The following is a 17,221-nucleotide window of genomic DNA, read 5'->3' as shown; positions in this document are numbered from 1 at the left end:
CCCGGGGCAGGGATCCGAAATCAGGCCTGGCCGTCCTCCTCGTCCAGGGGGCGCTTGCGGAGCAGCAGGACCACCAGGCCGCCCAGGACCACCAGGCCGACCGCCAGGGAGGCGATGACCGGGGTGGCCGCCGAGCTGCCGCTGGTGGCCAGCCGCTCCTCGTCCGGGGAGTCCGGCGTGGTCTGGGCGGCGGCGGACTGGATGCCCGGCTGCCCGGCAGGCGTGACCGCATTCCCGCCCTCGGTGGCGGCCGTCCGGACCACCGGGGGCTCCGGCCAGACCGCCGTGGCCGTGGCGGCGGCCGAGGACTCGCTGGAGCCCGCCACGATCTGCGCCTGGGCCGGCACCCCGCTGCTGAACACCCGCCCGACCGGCACCTTGGTCGCGCCCTGGACGGTGACCGAAGCCGTCCCGTCGGATGTGCCCGCGGGTACCTCGAAGTACAGCCGGCTGCCGTTGCCGGCGGACTCCAGCGGCCGCCCCTCGGCGTCCACCACCCGTACCCCCATCGCGACGGCCGCCGCGTCCGGGATGACCGACACGCTCCGGGCCCCGGTCCGCACGGTCACCGGGCCGAGCCGGGTGCCCACCGCCCCGGTCACACCGCCCGGGTCCAGCCCGAGCGAGGCGGGCGGCTCCGGCAGCTGCCCGGCCTGCCGCTGCAGATAGTCGGCCAGCTTCTCCGCCGCCGGGTCCGCAGCCTCGACCTGCACCCCGTCCGCCAGCCGCCAGATCGCCACCTGGGTCCCGGCCGCCGCGCTCTCCGCGGTGAGCGCCCCGGCCCCGGCCGCCTTGGCGAGCCCGGCCAGGTCGTTCAGCTGGGGATAGGAGTGCTCCAGGACCCAGCGGATCCGGCCCGCCTCCCTGTTCCCGGCCAGCGGGCTGCCGGCCCAGCCGCTCTCGGTGTACCGGGCCTGGGGCTGCGCGTTGCCCGCGACGCCGACCCCGTACGTCTGGAGCATCCCCCCGCCGTCGACCCGCATCTCGTAGAGGCCGGCCGGGATCTGCCGGACCGACCCGTCCCCGGAGTGGAGGACCGCCTGCCCGTAGGTCTTCAGCCCGTCCAGCACGGCGCTCGCGCCCTCCGGCGCCCGGGAGACCGCCGGGTCGGAGTCGGCGGCCGCCTGCGCGCCGGGCGCGGCGGCGAGGGCCGCGGCCAGCAGGGCCACCGCCAGCGGTCGGCGCGCGGAGCCCCGTACCGGACCGGAATCGGGAACCGGCTCAGGAACGGAGGAAGGAGAGGGAGAAGCAGAAGAAGGAGCGGAAGAAGGAGCGGAGGAGCCACCGGAGGAGCACCCGGCGGAGCGAGCGGCGGAGCCGGCGGAAACTGGAACGGAAGCAGGAACGGAGGATGCGGGAACGGCAATCGACACAGTCTTCCCCTTCGGGCCAAAGACCCAGGTGCCCGTGAGTACCGGCGAATCCTATCGGGCTCGAACACTCAGACCACCGCCGCCTTCTGAGTGCCCATCAGCGGCGTATCCGTCTTGACGACGCGGCGGAACGCGGCCGTCCCGCGGTTCAGGTCGTGCCCGACGGCCGTCGCGTCGATCTCCACCGAGACCCACCGGTGGCCCGCCCCGTCGGGCGGGTCCTCCCGCACCCGCAGCCGGCCGTGCACCACCAGCGGTTCGCCGACCGACACGGAACCGGCCAGGTTCACCGCGAGGGTGCGCCGCGCCCACACCGTGTAGAAGCTGGTGGACCCGTCCGTCCAGGCCTCCTTGCGCCGGTCGAAGTACCTCGGCGTCACGGCGAACCGGAACCTCGCCGAAGGACCGCCTACCGTCTCCTTGTAGTCGATCTGCGTCGCCACGTACCCCACCAGCGTCACCTGGGTGTCGTTCATCCCGGCCGCCCTCCCCCGTGATTCGCACCCGTACGGACCATCCGCACGAGGTACGACCATGCTGGGGCCGCCCGCCGATCCCCGCTCCGGCCTGTGGACTACTGGCGGGTTGTGGACAACCTCGTCCCCCCTGCGGCAACGGCGGCGTACTGCTCCCGGACCTCCCGGTAGCGCAGCAGCTCCGCCGCCACCGGCTCCAGCACCCGGGCCCGTCCACACCCGGCCGCCGCCTGCCGCAGCCTCCGCTCCGCGTCCTGCCCGTACCTGCGCGCCGGGCCGCGGGCCGCGATCGAGCAGGCCCATTCCACCAGCGGCCCGCCGACGATGCCCGCCACCATCAGCAGCACCGGCGGCATCAGCCGCGGCTCCAGGACCCCGATGATCTGCCCGGCCAGCCACAGCCCGCCGTAGATCTGCAGCAGCGTCATCGCCGCCTGCCCCAGTACCGCCGCCGGCCACCACGTGGGCCGCGGCGGCTTGACGCTCGGCACCGCGACCGCCGCCCCGAGGGTCACCGCCAGCTCGTCCAGCGCCTCCGGGAGCCGATCGGCGCCGCGCACCGCCGTCTCCCGTACCGCCTGCGCCCACGGTTCGGGCAGGCCGGTGACCGCCTCGTCGGCGACCGCCCGTACGGCCTGCTCCACCTTCTGACGTGCGGTCACCTCCTCCTCGACGGGCGGCGCGGCGACCGCCGTGCCCCGCCCGCCGATCGCCGCGAGGGCGGCCAGGCCCGCCAGGGTGCGCGGCGCGCGGCGGCTCTCGTACCACCGCCACAGCCGCAGCCACGGCGTCCCGCACGCCTTTCCGGCGTTGCGCCGCCAGGCCCGCTCGGCCGCGAGCCCGGCCGCGTACGCCCCGACGGCCTCGGCGAGCCGGTCCTCGAACTCGGCGCGCGCTGCCTCCCCGATCTCCGGCCCGGAATGCCCGTCGGCCACGTACAGCGGCCGCAGGCGCACGGCCGCGCGGTCGACGTCCGCGGAGATCCGCCGGGTCGCGGCGCCCTTCTCCTGGGTGAACTGTCCGAGCAGCTCGCGCAGTTCCCCGACGCCCTCCCCGGTCAGCGCGGACAGGCCCAGCACGGTGGCGCCGGGCTCGCCGTGCTCACCGAGCGCGATGCCGTCCTCGTCGAGGAGCCGGCGCAGGTCGTCCAGTACGAGGTCGGCGGATTCCCCGGGCAGCCGGTCCACCTGGTTGAGCACGACGAAGGTCACCTCCGCGTGCCCGGCCAGCGGCCGCAGGTACCGCTCGTGCAGCACCGCGTCCGCGTACTTCTCCGGGTCCACCACCCACACCACCGCGTCGACCAGCGCCAGTACGCGGTCCACGTGGTCGCGGTGCGCGCCGACCGCCGAGTCCAGGTCGGGCAGGTCAACGAGGACCATCCCGCGCAGCGCGCCCGCCTCCGAGGTCTCGCGGGGCCGGCGCCGCAGCCGGCCCGGGATCTCCAGCCGGTCCAGCAGGCCGGCCGCTCCGTCCGACCAGCTGCACGCGATGGGGGCGGCGGTGGTCGGGCGGCGCAGCCCGGTCTCGGAGATCTGCACCCCCGCGAGTGAATTGAAGAGTGTGGACTTGCCGCTTCCGGTGGCTCCGGCGATCGCGACGACCGTGTGCTGCGGTGACAGCCCGCGCCGTGCGGCCGCCTCGTCCAGTACCCGGCCCGCTTCGGCGAGGGTCTTGCCGTCGAGCCGGGTCCGGGACAGCCCGACCAGCTGGCGCAGCGCGTCGAGGCGAGCCCGCAGGGCCCGTCCTTCAGGGCTGAGCGGGGGCGCGGCCGCCTTGCCGCCGTCGCTGCCGGCGCCGGAGACGGCCCGGACGAGTGCCTCGTCGCCCTCGTTGCCGTCGTCGCCGTCGCCCTCGACGGCCTGGGGGCGCGAGCGCGCGATGAGTCCGTCGTCCCAGCGGTCGTCGGTGCGGTCGGTCAGGGCGGTCACCGTGTCACCTCTCCTTCTGCAGTACGGACAGCGCGGCGATCAGCTCGGCCTGTGGTTCCGGGGTCACTTCTAGCGCCTCCAGCGGGGCGAGCCGGCGGTCGCGTTCGGCGCGCAGCACCTGGTCGAGGTGGTCGCCGACCAGCTCCGCGCCCCGGTCGCGCAGCCGCAGGGCGGCCTGGGCGCCGATCCGTTCGGCGAGTTTCTCCCCCGCGGGCCGGGCCCGCTTGCCGCCGAGGAGGGCGGCGACGAGCAGGGCCGCGACGGCGTCGGGGTCGGGAGCGGGCTGCCGGTCGAGCTGCGCGACCTCCTCCTCGGCGAGTTCCTCCAGCACGCGCCGCCAGCGCCGTACGGCCATCCCGATGCGTTCCCCCGCCTCCCTGTCGGGCGTGGGCAGGGGTACGGCGCCGGCGGCGGGCTCGCGCCGCCAGGACTGGGCGATGCGCTCGTCGGCGGCGGCGACGGCGCACTGGAGCAGCGCGGCGAGGGATTCGGCGAGCGAGTCGAGGAGTTCGTCGGCGCTCGTGTCGAGGGGGTAGCCGCGCCACCGCGTCAACGCGTCGCCGGCCAGCACGGCGCCCTGGTCGAGGCGGTTGCGGACGCGCTTGCCCTCCCTCTTGTACGCGTCCTCCACGGCCGAGGTGAGCCGTACGGCGGCGGCGTACTGGGCGGCGACGGCGGAGGCGAGTTCGGGCATCCGGCGGCCGAGGGAGTCGAGCGCGCCGAGCGCGGTCCGCCCGACGGCGTGCTGCCGGGCGGCGGGGTCCTGCGCGTGGTGGGCGAGCCAGGCGGCCAGCGGCGCGACGGCGCTCGCCGGGAGCAGCCCGCCGCCGCCGGCCGACTCAGGGAGCTCGGGCACGGTGAAGCGCGGTACGTCGCCCAGCCCGGCCCGGGTGAGCAGGGCCCCGTACTGCCGGGAGACCTCGGCGAGCACCTGGTGCGGGACCCGGTCGAGGACGGTGATGAGGGTGGCCTTGTACTGCTTGGCGGTGCGCAGCAGGTGCCAGGGGACGGCGTCGGCGTACCGCGAGGCGGTGGTGACCATCACCCAGACGTCGGCGGCGCAGATGAGTTCGGCGGCGAGTGTCCGGTTCTCGACCACGAGGGAGTCGATGTCGGGGGCGTCGAGGATGGCGAGTCCGCGCGGGAGCGTGGAGACGGTCTCGATCCGCATCTCGCGGGTGGCGTGGCTGTGGCTGTGGCCGCCTCCGTTGGGGTGACCGTGGCCGCCCGGGTGGCCGCGTTCGCGGGGCCGGGTCCTGGCGGCGGGGGGCGACTCCTCCTCGCCGTGCGGCACCCAGACCCGCATGAGGTCGGGCAGTACCCGCATCCCGGCGAACCAGTGATGATCATCCGGATGGCAGACGAGCACCGGCGTACGCGTGGTGGGACGCAGCACCCCGGCTTCGCTGACCTGCCGTCCGACGAGTGAGTTGACGAGGGTGGACTTGCCGGCGCCGGTGGACCCGCCGACGACGGCGAGCATCGGCGCCTCGGGCGCCTTCAGCCGGGGTACGAGGTAGTCATCGAGCTGTGCGAGCAGCTCGGCTCTGGTCTGGCGGGCGCGCGGAGCGCCGGGCAGGGGCAGCGGCAGACGCACGGACGCGACCCGGTCGCGCAGGGCGGACAGGGCATCGAGCAGCTGAGGCCGAACATCCAAGGTCACCACATGCGAAGAATGCCCAATTTAGGACCATTTTTGAAGCTTATACGTCCTCTGCGCGCCGAGCGCTACTCCAGTGGGACATCTTGGACACGACGGACGAGTGGGGCGCAGGCATAACGAGTGCACAACACCCAGAGCGCCGCGGCGCAAAAGCGATGCGAGAATCGCACCTGCCTGCGATTATCGGGACCGCTTCACCGAACCTCCACATCGTGGCCCGCGAGTGAAGCAACCGGGACAAGGCGGCCGGAGCCCTATCCTTGACCCGGCACGGACCACAGTCCCACCCCCACCAGGGGCTCCAGGCCCACCACGGCCACCTTCCGGCCCCCGTAGCTCAGTGGATAGAGCAGGTGCCTTCTAAGCACTTGGCCGCAGGTTCGAGTCCTGCCGGGGGCACTCTTTCCACACCACCGTCAGCCCTCCCTCCGGGAGGGCTTTCGTGCAGGTCAGAGGGACCCTAGCGTGACTGGCGTAGCGCCGCCGTAAGCCCCGGAGTCTCCTGCGGTGAGTCCGGGGCTGTCCGGCTGTCACCGGGTTCCTGCGGGTGGCCACGGAGAATACGCGGCGAAATTCTCCGTGGTGTTCAGCCGGTCTCCAGGGCCTCGGGCAGGTCGCCGCCGTCCTCAATCCGCCGCTTGAGATCGCTGTTGCCTGCCCAGTCGGCCACCTGCCCCGACGGCACGCCGTCGTTCAGCCAATTCGTCAGACAGGTATGGCGCAAGTCGTACACCCGCTTCCCGAGGGGCGACGCCACCTCCTCCAGTGTCAGCATGTGTCTGCGCGCCGTCGTCCACGCCCGGCGGATGACCGAGCCGGCGAGGGTGCCCCCGTTCTCGCCCTGGAAGAGCAGGTCGCCCGACTTCAGCTCCTCCGCCTCGATGTCCTCGCGGAGGATCCTCGTCAGCGCGGGCCCACACGGGACAACCCTCATGTGTCTTTGGCTCGTCCCTTGAGGCCCAGCTCTTCGTCGATCTCGCCGGTGTCGGTCCAGTGCTTACCGACCTCGGACCGTGCCATGTGGATGTGGAGTTCACCCCATTGGTCGTCGTCCGCTTCATCAGGCAGACGGACGTCCATCACCCGCATGGCGACGACCTCCTCCAGCCGGGGCGCCGCGTAGTACATGGTGGCCGAAGAAGGCATGCAGCGGAGGCCCGCCCCGTGACCGCCGGCGGACACGCGCGAGCAACCGGGCTGCTTGACCCTTCCCGACGAGAGACCGCTTGTCGACGGCGGCCGGTGTCTTCGGGCTGTCCCTCGGCCCTTCGGCAGAGGGTTGCTCTTCAGTACATCCTGCTTGGCGGCGCACTCCATGGCCACGTTCAGGATCCGGCCGCTTGACGGAACTCGCTGCGGTCGCAGAGCCAGGGCGCTGAGCACACGCCCCACCGTCCGGGGATCCTCACAGGCCGCCATGGTGGGCTAATGGCGGTCGGCTCCACGCTTTTTTGTACAACCACTTTGGCGCGAGCCTCAAAGACCACGGCCCAAACGTCGTGCTTTACCGGGCAGGTCCGCAGACTCCCGGCGCTCCGAAAATTTTGGGGCCGTGATCACTCACGCCAGAGCAGCCAAATCCCAAAGCCGGTCCGCCGAGCTCCCTCGCCCTGCCTTCAGCGGAGTCAACAGACGCATCCTGCCATCCCTCATTGGGAACGAGACGGCAACGCCGGCGTCGTGCCTGTTTCCAGCTGTAAGACATGGTTCTGGAACTCTGACACCCATGCGAGGGTTTCTGTTTCCATAAGCATGGCGAAGCCGTCCACGAAATCAACCAGCTCCTGTACTGCATCGGAGAACTCATCGGCATGAGGGTTTCTGGCGACTCGGGCCTCTATCCTCGGCCACGATGCTTGGAAAGTGAGCAGTCGACGATTAAGAGAGATGGCCGTCGAGACGTATCTCATCCACGAGGAGGAAAAACCACACACTCTGTCAATCGCGAGGCAGCACGCACCGAGACCTATGAGCCCATATCCCCAGATCGACTCTTTAGACCATCCCATCCCGACGGCTACCACCGGCGTTACTGTCCCTAGGGTAAAACACGACACAGCCGCCAACCGAAGGAATCGTGACCACCGCGCCTTCGAAACCTTTTCCCGGGTGTACCAGTTAATGGATTCGGTAGCGAAGGACTCTACCCACGCAAAGAGGTCCTTGAGGACTTTTTCGGGGGCATCGTGCGCTGACACGCCCTGGAAACCTATAGCCCGCAAGTCGCCAGCAGAGTAGCGGCCGCTGTGAGACCCACCACCCTCCTCCCTAGAAGCCCCCATAGTAGCCACCACCCCACCTTTGCCATTTCCGCGTATCAAAAAATTCGATGGAACTGTCGTCAGATCGAGCAATCTTGGCGAATTCTGGCCAGTCGACCAGATCCAGGAGGCCTCGGCGTTGCAACGTTTCTTGGGTTTCCGCAACCGAGAAAGGCCTCCTCCCCGTAGGGAAGTGGCGTTCATTGGAGAGAACGCGCAGTGAAATGAGCCAGCAGAGGAGCGGCAAACGGAATTCCGCTACTTCCGCATCTGACCCAAGAGTGAGCGCGTCAACCATTTCCTGCCAAGGGTGCCCAGGCAACAGATAACGAGTATCCCCCACGATGAATCCCCGCATGCTGTCATTGAATCCGGCAACTTCAATCCCACTGACTGGCAGCCGGACAAGCCCCATGGGCTGGCCAGAGTAGCTCTCGCGCTCTCCGTCGAGCCCCTCGAGAGCAGTGCCAACTAGGAATCGGGTTGTCCACCGCGGAGCATCGCCCCTTTTGACCCAGGTGACGTTGCAGCTACGGTTCCCGATATCCCCCCTAATCTTGCCGATCTCCCAACTCGTTAGAAACTGGTCATCCATCTCGTCATTTCGCCCGAGCCGGGAGCACAGCACGGGAAGTTTAGGGCCCGTGGTCTCTCGCTGTCGGACGCTGAGGAGATTAACTACCGACTCTCGTGTGCCGCCAGGTAGCTCTCGAAGCAGGTACTCCACATGCTCGGTTACAGCACTTTCCGTGGTTTCGATTTGATCGAATTTATGCAACTCACGGGCCGTTACACGATTCCTCACACCTTCCTCCTCGATGAGGAAGAACGGAATGCGCTGGATTTCCTCTTTCAACGCTAGCGGCGAAACCGGGTTAGTTCCTGCCCGACCTCTTAGGGGTCCGGAAATGAACACAGCTTCCTCTGTCGCCCATGTAATCGAGTGCTGACGTTCGCTCTGTAACAGCTGAACCTCCTCGATCACATGCTCACAGTAGGCTTTATAGCATTTCCGAACAAACTCCTCCAGCTCGGGAGTGGGCTCCAATGCGGACCTTGCTACGGTTGTGCGTGGCGCAGTGGGCCCGTACGTATTGGCCAGCGCCGCGATCGGGCCGTTACCACGAAATCCTGGCGTAGATTGCTCCACGCGCATACCGCTCACACACACGCCCGTGGTAGGCAGCCACTCAGGCGTACCCCTCCTTTGCGGGGGCGTAGCTGCCGGCAAGAAAGTCCATTCCCTGAAGTGCTCGTTCCACTTGAGGGCATACGCGATCGTCACGTTCTCACTTCGTCGTTCAACGACCCGGATGATTTTCTGTTCCAACGCCAGCGCGCTAGCAGAGCCGGATCGTGCAATCGACGACCTTAGAGCTTCACTTACTGAGGTATACCCGACTTGCTGCGGATCTTCTTCATCCTCCTGGACTGATACATTGCATTCCGGCAGAACTACCCAGCGCTGCGCAGTCTTGGTGACATTTTTCAGTTCTGCACTCGGCCTGAGTGTCAATTTTACGATCGTTCCGTGGTGGCGGATGCGTTCGGGTAGTTCTTGATTCTTATCAAGAGTCCGAACAAGGTATTGACCGTGAACCGAACGCAGCGATAGTTGTCGAGCCTTCTCTTCATCGGGGTGACATGTGATGATCTCTACCTGATCGGCCACCATGAACGTGGAGAGAACGCCAATCCCAAAGCGACTGATGGGATTAAAGGCTGGGTTTCTCTTGCGGAATTCAGGATCCTGATAAAGGCTCGACCCGGCCCGGAGGAGGTTATTTTCAATAACCTCTTGCGTCATGCCCGTACCGTTGTCACAGACCTCCAATGTGCGAGCTTTGCCGTCCCAGCGGACATCGACCATTCCATCGGCGAGGGATCGGCTGCCATGCTTCAAGCGAACGGCATCGATCGAGTTTTGCAATAGTTCACGAAGGACGACATTCGTGTCGTTGTAGAGGGTGTGACCGGTCAAGAGATCCAGCACTTTCTCTTGATCGATAGTGAACTGAAATGGCTCTGTAAGGAATCCCCTTGCTTCAATGCGTGTAGTATCGATAGCTCTCCAGGGAAAGAAGTATCTCGTTCCCTGGTTGGAATTTGAGCGCTGGGCCCACTCGTAGCTCTTGCGCAATTGGTCCGCAGCGTACTTCAGGTACGAAGTTAGGCCAAAGAATCCGTTCTCGTCGGTGAAAGTGGCGTGGACAGAGATGGTGTCGCGCGGCGCTGCTTCTGACGGAACGCCATCCTTGTCAACGCCCATCATCGGGACAACGGCCCGCACGGCTGCCTGCTTGGCCCACTCATTTTGACTGATCGGATCGGCGGGGTTAAAAATGCGAAATGCTACCGAAGGCGTGCGGTCCCTTGTGATGTGAAGCAGGTCCACTGTTCGGAGGAGAATAGCCGCGAACTGCACATTGGCCCGGTCGCTGCTGGTGGCTCCGTAGTACTGCTCAACAGGATACTTCTTGACGTCGAATAGGTCGTCAAGATGGTGGCTTTCACATACTTTGGCAAGGTCTTCTCTGAAAACAGGGTCGAGCTGCGAAAGAACGCGCTGAATTTCCTCAACGACCCGTTCATTCGCGCCCAGGTTGGGCGAGGCATCTCCCTCAATCCACTTCCGCACCCTTGTGGCGTGGTTGTAACGAACGAACTCTTGGTATAAAAACCTTTCCCTCTCATCTTCGGACAGACCGCTTAGGCGCGCGAAATAATCACGGCCATCAGCATCTGGCGTGTTGAGCGTACTTCCGCAGAATTTGATAAACTCCGACTCGCCGCGTCTCGCGTATTCATCTTTCGTGACCAGCATTCCCAAGTCGTGAAAGTAGACCGCGAGAACGATCAGCAGCCAGTCCGCAGGCGTCATTGCTTCGCGCGTGCGAGGCGTGACAAGCCATTCCAGTTTCCCCAGCATCGCATCAATGTGCGTAATGTCATGCTTGGTGTACTCGTCGAAAAAGCCGTAATTTCCGATCCTGCCTAGAATCTCCTCCATTTCGCGCCTTGTTTGAGTGAGGCTAAATCCGCCGAATGCGGGCAGGCTGCACGCCGCATTTGCGCATTCTTCAGCGTGCGAAGGAAGGGAATTCATTTAGCCCCCAGAGATGTCGTTAGTTAAGGTTAGCGTCAACTGGGCAGTCGTGTAGGGGACTTGGTCAGATCGGCCCTTACTCTGCTCGGGTCTGTTCACCGGGATGTCCTTATGGCCCGCGACCACCGCGTCCTGGTAGAGGAGCGGTTGGTGGAGTCGGCATCGGTGGCCTTAGCTCCAGTTGGTACTGCTTCGAGTGCGCACCGCGGGCCAGGACTGGCGTAGCGCCGCCGTAAGCCCCGGAGGCTCCCCGGCCGGAGTCCGGGGTCGTCCGGGGAACGACCGGTGCTCGTGTCCACCAGGATTCACCCGTGCAGGTCTGCCGATTCACCCGATTTATGGATGATCCGCATTTCTCGACGTGGTTTGACGGCCGTTCAGTCGGGCGCCGGGCGGGCTCGCCCTCGGTGGGAAGTCCCCGGGTCGCTAGGAGATGCCGAAGAGCCTTGCCGCCTGGTAGTACGTCCACGCCGTGCTGTCGCAGGAGCCCTTGCGGGTACCCGAGTAGTGCGCGCAGACCCGCTTGAGGTCCGCGTGGAAGGCGTCGTCGAGCCGGGGCTTGGCGGCCGGAAACAGCCCTGCCGCCCGGTGGTTGCGGTAGCCGAAGTCGTGGCGAGCGCAGGCCGTGCGGAAGGGAAAGCCGAACGGGTTGTCAGGGGAGCTGGTGCAGTAGTCGGTCGACCAGTCGAAGCCGTACGCGGACCAGCCGGCCTGGTTCTCGCGCGCCGCCACCCAGGCGTTGTAGCTCGCCGCGCTGGTCTGCGTCCAGCCGCTGAGCACCTGGGGCTTGTCCGCGGGGGCGGCCGCCGCCGGGGTGGCGACGGCGAGGACGGTGGCCATGGCGGCAGCGGCGAAGGCGGGGGTGAGGCGGCGACGCATGACATTCCTCCTGGAGCGGGCGGCGGACCGGCGCCCGGACTCCCGTGCGGCCATGGACCGTCCGTCTCAACGAGGGAGGGCGGCGCCGCGTATCGCCTGCCGCCACCGCGCCTCGGCGGTTTGCGCCATGTGGAGGAGGCACGGACCGGGGCGGCAACTCGTCGGCACCGTGGGGCACTCCGCCCGTTCGCCAGGATTTCGATCTTGAACGGGAACGAGGGGGCGGCTGTCATGGACGGGTCGAATCGCGGTACGGAGAGCGGCGCGCTGCGCCCGCCGGCGGACGGCGAACCGCGTGAGATCGCCGGGTACCGGCTGCTCGCGCGCATCGGCGAGGGCGGCATGGGATCCGTCTATCTCTCCCGTACGCGCGGCGGCCAGCCCGTGGCGCTGAAGATGATCCGCCGCGAGTACGCCGGCGACCCCGACTTCCGGCGCCGCTTCGAGCAGGAGGTGCGGGCGGCTCGGCAGGTGCGCGGGTACCACTTCGTACCGGTGCTGGACCACGACACGCAGGGCGAGCAGCCCTGGCCGGCCACCGCCTACGTGCCGGGGCTGCCGCTGGACGAGGCACTGGACACCTTCGGGCCGCTGCCGCTGCCCGCGGCCCTGCAGCTGGTGGCGTGCGTGGCGCGGGCGCTGGAGTCCGTACACGCCGCGGGGATCGTCCACCGCGATCTCAAGCCGGGGAACATCATGCTGGCCGCGGACGGCCCGTGGGTGATCGACTTCGGGATCGCGCGCGCCGCCGAGGCCACCCGCCTCACGCGCAGCGGGGGCTTCATCGGCACACCGCAGTTCATTTCCCCCGAGCAGGGCACGGGCGGGGAACTCACCGCCGCCGGCGACGTGTTCTCGCTCGGGCTGATCGCCGCCGTGGCCGCGACCGGCCACCACCCGTACGGTGCGGGCGGCGCGCTGACGGTGGCGACCCAGATCGCCAACACCGCCGTACGGCCGCCCGACCTGTCGGGGTACCCGGACTGGCTGCGGCCGCTGCTGGAGGGCGCGTCGGCGGCGGATCCGGCCGCGCGTCCCGCCCCGGGCGAACTGGTGCGGATGTGCGAGCAGTCCGCGGGACGTGCGGCGGCCGATCTCGCGGGCTGGCTGCCGCAGCCCTGGGCCGCCGCGGTCGCCGTACGGGAGGCCGAGCTCGACGGGCTCGCGGCGGCGGGTCCCGCGTCCGCGCCGCCGGCGTATGCGCCCACGTACGCTCCGACGCAGGCGGGCGCCGGCGCCGCTGGGTCCGGCGGGTCCGGCGGTGCACAGCGCGCCGACGCAGGCCCCGCCCGTGCCACCCGCCCCGCCCACCGTCCCTCCCGCCGCTTCCGCTCCTGCGGCCGGCTCGCGCGGGAAGCGGACCCGGCTCCTCGCCGGGGCAGCCGTGGCCGGGGGCGCCGCGTGGGCGATGTCCGGCGGTGGGGACGCGAAGGACGGCGGCGGTCGGCAGGAGTCGAAGCAGCAGCCCAAGCAGGAAACGGAGCAGCAGCCCGCGCAGCAGACCCAGCCGTCGCAGCAGAAGCCGTCGCAGCCGCCGTCGTACGAAGTGGTCTTCAAGGACAGGCCGCTGGTCATCGCGCCGCCGGTCACGGGCGCGATCATCACCGTCGACATGGACACCCCCAAGGTGACCCCGAACGGCGATGTCAGCGACAAGAAGGCCGAGTTCTCCTACCTCCTGCAGTGGATGACCTTCCGCACGGCCTTCGCCAAGTCGCCCGGCACCACGCCCGAAGTGTGCCGCCAGGCGGTGGACACGGCGCCGCTTCCGCATGAGCTCTCGAATTCGCTCCTCATCAAGGGCGAGGCGATCGCCAAGGACGGCGTGCTGTGCACGGTGACCTCCGAGGGCAATCTGGCGATGCTCCAGATCACCGAGGTCAAGCCGACGGGCCTGCCGTACGACCCGCCCGGCTACTCCGGCAACCTCACCCTCTGGAAGCAGCCCGCCAAGAGCTGAGACCCCCGGTCACGCGGCCCCGGCCCCGGCCGCCGCGTGACCGTCCCCGTCCAGCGCCAGAACCCGGGCGGCGGCCCGGGCGAAGCCGTCCGGGTTGTCCAGCATGATGTTGTGCCCGCAGTCGGGGACGGGCAGCACGGCGACACCCGCCTCCCGAAGGGCGTCGGCTCCCGGGAGCGGGCCGTCCGCCTCGGGCAGCAGGAAGCCCCGCGGAATCGTCAGCTCCAGCAGGAGTTCGCGCATGGTGGGCTCGGTGCCCGCGACCAGCTGGACGGCGCTGCGGTGCAGGGCGGTCCGGCCGGCCAGCCGCATCGTGGACCACCAGTGCGCCCCGACCCGGTCGCGCACCTCGGCCCAGCCGCCCGCCAGGAACTCCTCCTCGGTGTAGGAGGCGATCCCACTGCTCCCGGACGTGCCGGGTACGCGGGGCAGCGGATCCAGGTTGGCGTCGACGAGCACCAGCCGGGAGACCAGGTGGGGGTGCCGGGCGGCGAGCACGATGGCGACGGATCCGCCCATGCTGTGCGCGATCAGCTCGGCGCCCTCAGCCCCGGCCTCGGTGAGGGCGGCCGCCAGCGCGTCGGCGTGCGCCTCCAGGGTGTAGGAGAAGTCCTCGGGCCGGTCGCTGTGCCCGTGGCCCAGCAGGTCGACCAGCAGCGAACGGCGCCCCGCCAGCAGCGGATGGACCGCGCTCGCCGTGAAATAGGCGGGCGAGGCGGCCCCGAGCCCGTGGACGTAAACGCGGGCCGGTTCCTCCCCCGGCAGCTCCACCCAGCGGATCCGGTCGCCGTTCGCGGTGACGGCAGCGCTTCGCACGATGTGCTCCCCCGTTGTACGTGCTCGTAGATGCTCGTACGTCCTCGTAGTTCCCGTGGGCCCGAGGATAGCCAGCCCCCGACGGCCGCAGCCCGGCTCGTCTACCCTCGGTCAGGTGATCGAGTACGTGAACCAGGTCGGCGGCGACGCACCGCGGACCGGCCCGGCCCCCGAGGGCGCCGCCGTGGCGGTGTGGTCCCTGGACACCTCGCTGGAGTCGGTCGCCGGGCACCCGGTCGCCGAGGCCGTGGCGCTGTTGGACGCGGGAGAACAGGAGCGGGCCGGGAGGCTGTTGCGGCCCGCGGACCGGCAGCGGTACCTCGCCTCGCACCTGGCCCTGCGCGTGCTGCTCGGCGGCTACCTGGGGCTGGCTCCCGAGCGGGTCTGCCTGGTCCGGGAGGAGTGCCCGTGCTGCGGCGGCCCGCACGGCCGGCCCGCCGTGGCCGGCGGCGCGGTCCACTTCTCCCTCTCGCACAGCGGTGACGTGGCCTACCTGGCCTTCGCCGGGGTGCCGGTCGGCGTCGACGTGGAGGAGACACCGGGTGTGGACGCCGTGGCCGACGTGCTGCCGCTGCTGCACCCGGCGGAGGTCGCCGAGCTGAGCGCCCTCCCGGAGCCGGCCCGCCGGGACGCCCTCGCCCGTGTCTGGAGCCGCAAGGAGGCCTGCCTCAAGGCCGAAGGCACGGGCCTCGCCCGCGGCCTGACCGAACCGTACGTCGGCTCCGCCCCCGCCCCGGCACCCGTACCGGGCTGGACGCTGCGCGACCTCCCGGCACCCGCCGGCTACGCGGCGGCCCTGGCCGTGCGGGCCTGAGGCTCCAGAGGCGGCCTTCGCGGGCCGTGGCCCTGGCCGTCACCGTCAGGGGCCGGCCGGAGCCCGGACCGCCGCACCGCCTCGGACGCCGCACCGCCACGCCGTGTCGCAATCCCCGTCACCTTGAGTCATCGCCGCATTATCGTGACCGCCATGGACATCCTCCGGGCCCGTACCGCCGCCGAGCTCACCGCCGCCGAGTCCCTCTTCGACGGGCCCGCCCGTGCGGACTGGGCCGAGCGCTTCCTCGCCGCCCCGGGGCATCTGATGCTCATCGCGTACGTGGACGGCGTGCCCGCCGGGATGGTCTCCGGCGTCGAGATGAGCCACCCCGACAAGGGCACCGAGATGTGCCTGTACGAGCTCTCCGTGGACGAGGGCTACCGGCGCCGCGGGATCGGCCGGACCCTGGCCCTGGCGCTCGCCGACGAGGCTCGGGCGCGCGGCTGTTACGGCATGTGGGCGGGGGTCGACACGGACAACGAGGCGGCCCTGGCCACCTACGCCTCCGCCGGAGCCCGCGACGAGGGCGTCTTCGCGATGCGCGGCTGGCCCCTGGACCAGAAGTAGCTCCCGCGGCGGCGTGTCGTGCGTCCAGTCGGCGCACCCTCCGCGCGGCCCCGCCGCCCGTCGCCGAGCATCGGCCCCATGACCGCATTCGCCGCCCTCCTCCCGGCCGCCGCCCTCCTCGCGGCGGCCACCACGGCCACCGCCCTGCCGCCGCCCTCCGACTCCGCCTCCGCCGCGTCCACCTCCGCCGCGTCCACCTCCGCCGCGTCCACCTCCCCCTACGTCGTCGTCCTGAAGGACAGCGCCTCCCGCGCCCCGGCCCGCGCCCTGGCCGACGAGGCGGCGGAGGCCGGAGACGAGGTCGCGGCCGTCTACGACACCGCCCTGAACGGCTTCGCCGTCCGCACCACCGCCGCCCGGGCGGCGGCCCTGGCAGCCGATCCCCGGGTGGCGTCCGTGGAGCCGGACGCGGTGTTCCACACCACCGACACCCAGCCGCAGGCGCCTTGGCCGCTGGACCGGATCGACCAGCGCGAACTCCCCCTCGACGGCTCGTACTCGTACCCGACCAGGGCCGAGGGCGTCACCGTCTACGTCCTGGACACCGGGATCAACGCCGCCCACCAGGAGTTCGGCGGCCGCGCCCGGACCGGCTACAACGGGGTGTTCCTCGGAACCTCCCGGGACTGCAACGGCCATGGCACGCACGTCGCGGCGACCGTGGGCGGGCGGACGTACGGCGTCGCGAAGGGCGTTTCCCTCGTCGCGGTGAAGGTGGCCGACTGCCGGGGTGACGGACGCCTGTCGGCGATGGTCGGCGGGATCGAGTGGATGGTGAAGAACGCCGCCAGGTCCCCCGCCACCCCGGCGGTGGCGAACCTGAGCATGGGCGGCAACCCCAGCTACGCCCTCGACGCGGCGATCACCCGGGCCGTCGCCGCCGGGATCACCTTCACCGTGGCCGCCGGCAACGACGGCGAGGACGCCTGCACCGCATCCCCGGCCCGTGTCCCGCAGGCCGTCACGGTCGGCGCGACCGACGCCGTGGACCGGCGCGCGCGGTTCTCCAACCACGGCCGCTGCGTGGACCTCTCGGCGCCCGGCGTGTCCGTCACCTCGGCGTGGAAGGGCTCCGCCACCGCCACCGCGCGGTCCTCCGGCACCTCGATGGCGGCCCCGCACGTGGCCGGAATGGCGGCGCTCGTCCTCGCCGACGGCACGGCGAAGACCCCGGCGCAGGTGTCCGAGGCGCTGGTACGGAGCGCCGTGCGCGACCGGATCACCGCGCTCCCTGCCGGGACGCCGAACCTCCTGCTGCACACGCCTACCTACCGCTAGGACGGCCACCGACCGGTCGGTATCGGATGTGCCATCAGACCCGCCCTGATGGCACATCAATTTCTGTGTGCTTCGGGCGAAAACAAGTCATTGA

Annotated in this window: 15 protein-coding genes and 1 tRNA gene; 6 read left to right on the top strand and 10 right to left on the bottom strand. The window is 69.6% G+C overall.

Annotated features, from left to right (window positions below; genetic code table 11):
• Window positions 1-20: 20 nt before the first annotated feature.
• The 4 genes from ACGFYQ_RS01305 to ACGFYQ_RS01290 all read right to left on the bottom strand — a co-directional run bounded on the left by ACGFYQ_RS01305 (window position 21) and on the right by ACGFYQ_RS01290 (window position 5,437).
• Window positions 21-1,175 (bottom strand): thioester domain-containing protein, encoded by a 1,155-nt coding sequence (locus ACGFYQ_RS01305; RefSeq protein ID WP_393739678.1) that lies wholly within the window; start codon window positions 1,173-1,175, stop codon window positions 21-23.
• Window positions 1,176-1,441: 266 nt separating this feature from the next.
• Window positions 1,442-1,849, bottom strand: a complete 408-nt coding sequence (locus tag ACGFYQ_RS01300; RefSeq protein WP_393738684.1) for a single-stranded DNA-binding protein — start codon at window positions 1,847-1,849, stop codon at window positions 1,442-1,444.
• Between the two features lie 98 nt (window positions 1,850-1,947).
• Window positions 1,948-3,780, bottom strand: coding sequence for a GTPase (locus ACGFYQ_RS01295; protein WP_393738682.1), 1,833 nt, complete (start codon window positions 3,778-3,780; stop codon window positions 1,948-1,950).
• Window positions 3,781-3,784: 4 nt separating this feature from the next.
• Window positions 3,785-5,437, bottom strand: a complete 1,653-nt coding sequence (locus ACGFYQ_RS01290; RefSeq protein WP_393738680.1) for a dynamin family protein — start codon at window positions 5,435-5,437, stop codon at window positions 3,785-3,787.
• Between the two features lie 332 nt (window positions 5,438-5,769).
• Here ACGFYQ_RS01290 and ACGFYQ_RS01285 point away from each other — a divergent pair.
• Window positions 5,770-5,842: transfer RNA gene (locus ACGFYQ_RS01285), tRNA-Arg, on the top strand.
• A 187-nt stretch (window positions 5,843-6,029) separates the two neighbouring features.
• On the opposite strand, the gene ACGFYQ_RS01280 is transcribed toward ACGFYQ_RS01285, so the two are convergent.
• The 5 genes from ACGFYQ_RS01280 to ACGFYQ_RS01260 all read right to left on the bottom strand — a co-directional run bounded on the left by ACGFYQ_RS01280 (window position 6,030) and on the right by ACGFYQ_RS01260 (window position 11,689).
• Complete coding sequence (locus ACGFYQ_RS01280) at window positions 6,030-6,377, bottom strand: hypothetical protein (RefSeq protein ID WP_393738678.1); 348 nt, start codon at window positions 6,375-6,377, stop codon at window positions 6,030-6,032.
• On the bottom strand, window positions 6,374-6,589 hold the full coding sequence (locus ACGFYQ_RS01275) for a hypothetical protein (RefSeq protein WP_393738676.1): 216 nt from the start codon (window positions 6,587-6,589) through the stop codon (window positions 6,374-6,376). Before ACGFYQ_RS01275 ends, ACGFYQ_RS01280 begins: the two co-directional genes overlap by 4 nt.
• Before the next feature lie 503 nt (window positions 6,590-7,092).
• The gene (locus ACGFYQ_RS01270; RefSeq protein WP_393739676.1) at window positions 7,093-7,725 is read right to left on the bottom strand and encodes an SLATT domain-containing protein; all 633 of its coding nucleotides are present in this window, start codon (window positions 7,723-7,725) and stop codon (window positions 7,093-7,095) included.
• Window positions 7,712-10,810, bottom strand: a complete 3,099-nt coding sequence (locus ACGFYQ_RS01265; RefSeq protein ID WP_393738674.1) for an ATP-binding protein — start codon at window positions 10,808-10,810, stop codon at window positions 7,712-7,714. The genes ACGFYQ_RS01270 and ACGFYQ_RS01265 overlap by 14 nt, the downstream gene beginning before the upstream one ends.
• Window positions 10,811-11,236: 426 nt before the next feature.
• Window positions 11,237-11,689, bottom strand: a complete 453-nt coding sequence (locus tag ACGFYQ_RS01260) for a phospholipase (protein WP_393738672.1) — start codon at window positions 11,687-11,689, stop codon at window positions 11,237-11,239.
• A gap of 231 nt (window positions 11,690-11,920) precedes the next feature.
• Here ACGFYQ_RS01260 and ACGFYQ_RS01255 point away from each other — a divergent pair, with 231 nt between their 5' ends.
• Window positions 11,921-13,465, top strand: coding sequence for a protein kinase (locus ACGFYQ_RS01255; RefSeq protein ID WP_393738670.1), 1,545 nt, complete (start codon window positions 11,921-11,923; stop codon window positions 13,463-13,465).
• Window positions 13,440-13,649 carry a hypothetical protein gene (locus ACGFYQ_RS01250; RefSeq protein WP_393738668.1) on the top strand — a complete coding sequence of 70 codons (210 nt, stop codon included), beginning with the start codon at window positions 13,440-13,442 and terminating at the stop codon, window positions 13,647-13,649. The genes ACGFYQ_RS01255 and ACGFYQ_RS01250 overlap by 26 nt, the downstream gene beginning before the upstream one ends.
• Window positions 13,650-13,658: 9 nt before the next feature.
• Here ACGFYQ_RS01250 and ACGFYQ_RS01245 read toward each other — a convergent pair whose 3' ends face one another.
• Window positions 13,659-14,465, bottom strand: coding sequence for an alpha/beta fold hydrolase (locus ACGFYQ_RS01245; RefSeq protein WP_393738666.1), 807 nt, complete (start codon window positions 14,463-14,465; stop codon window positions 13,659-13,661).
• A 115-nt stretch (window positions 14,466-14,580) separates the two neighbouring features.
• Here ACGFYQ_RS01245 and ACGFYQ_RS01240 point away from each other — a divergent pair, with 115 nt between their 5' ends.
• From ACGFYQ_RS01240 to ACGFYQ_RS01230, 3 genes are all read left to right on the top strand, one after another.
• Window positions 14,581-15,279: a 4'-phosphopantetheinyl transferase family protein gene (locus ACGFYQ_RS01240; protein ID WP_393738664.1), complete on the top strand. Its 699-nt coding sequence runs from the start codon at window positions 14,581-14,583 to the stop codon at window positions 15,277-15,279.
• Window positions 15,280-15,432: 153 nt separating this feature from the next.
• A complete protein-coding gene (locus tag ACGFYQ_RS01235; RefSeq protein ID WP_393738662.1) occupies window positions 15,433-15,849 on the top strand; it encodes a GNAT family N-acetyltransferase in 417 nt (138 codons plus the stop codon).
• A 78-nt stretch (window positions 15,850-15,927) separates the two neighbouring features.
• Window positions 15,928-17,127 carry a S8 family peptidase gene (locus ACGFYQ_RS01230; protein WP_393738660.1) on the top strand — a complete coding sequence of 400 codons (1,200 nt, stop codon included), beginning with the start codon at window positions 15,928-15,930 and terminating at the stop codon, window positions 17,125-17,127.
• Window positions 17,128-17,221: the final 94 nt, after the last annotated feature.

The sequence above is a fragment of the Streptomyces sp. NPDC048258 genome (assembly GCF_043201995.1).
In the GTDB taxonomy this organism is placed as follows: Bacteria; Actinomycetota; Actinomycetes; order Streptomycetales; family Streptomycetaceae; genus Streptomyces.
This window is presented reverse-complemented; position numbering and strand designations above follow the sequence as displayed.

Excerpts from the sequence above, each read along its gene's own strand:
- ACGFYQ_RS01300 (WP_393738684.1), bottom strand. The coding sequence starts at position 1,849 with ATGAACGACACCCAGGTGACGCTGGTGGGGTACGTGGCGACGCAGATC.
- ACGFYQ_RS01280 (WP_393738678.1), bottom strand. The coding sequence starts at position 6,377 with ATGAGGGTTGTCCCGTGTGGGCCCGCGCTGACGAGGATCCTCCGCGAG.
- ACGFYQ_RS01275 (WP_393738676.1), bottom strand. The coding sequence starts at position 6,589 with ATGCCTTCTTCGGCCACCATGTACTACGCGGCGCCCCGGCTGGAGGAG.
- ACGFYQ_RS01270 (WP_393739676.1), bottom strand. The coding sequence starts at position 7,725 with ATGGGGGCTTCTAGGGAGGAGGGTGGTGGGTCTCACAGCGGCCGCTAC.
- ACGFYQ_RS01265 (WP_393738674.1), bottom strand. The coding sequence starts at position 10,810 with ATGAATTCCCTTCCTTCGCACGCTGAAGAATGCGCAAATGCGGCGTGC.
- ACGFYQ_RS01260 (WP_393738672.1), bottom strand. The coding sequence starts at position 11,689 with ATGCGTCGCCGCCTCACCCCCGCCTTCGCCGCTGCCGCCATGGCCACC.
- ACGFYQ_RS01255 (WP_393738670.1), top strand. The coding sequence starts at position 11,921 with ATGGACGGGTCGAATCGCGGTACGGAGAGCGGCGCGCTGCGCCCGCCG.
- ACGFYQ_RS01235 (WP_393738662.1), top strand. The coding sequence starts at position 15,433 with ATGGACATCCTCCGGGCCCGTACCGCCGCCGAGCTCACCGCCGCCGAG.
- ACGFYQ_RS01230 (WP_393738660.1), top strand. The coding sequence starts at position 15,928 with ATGACCGCATTCGCCGCCCTCCTCCCGGCCGCCGCCCTCCTCGCGGCG.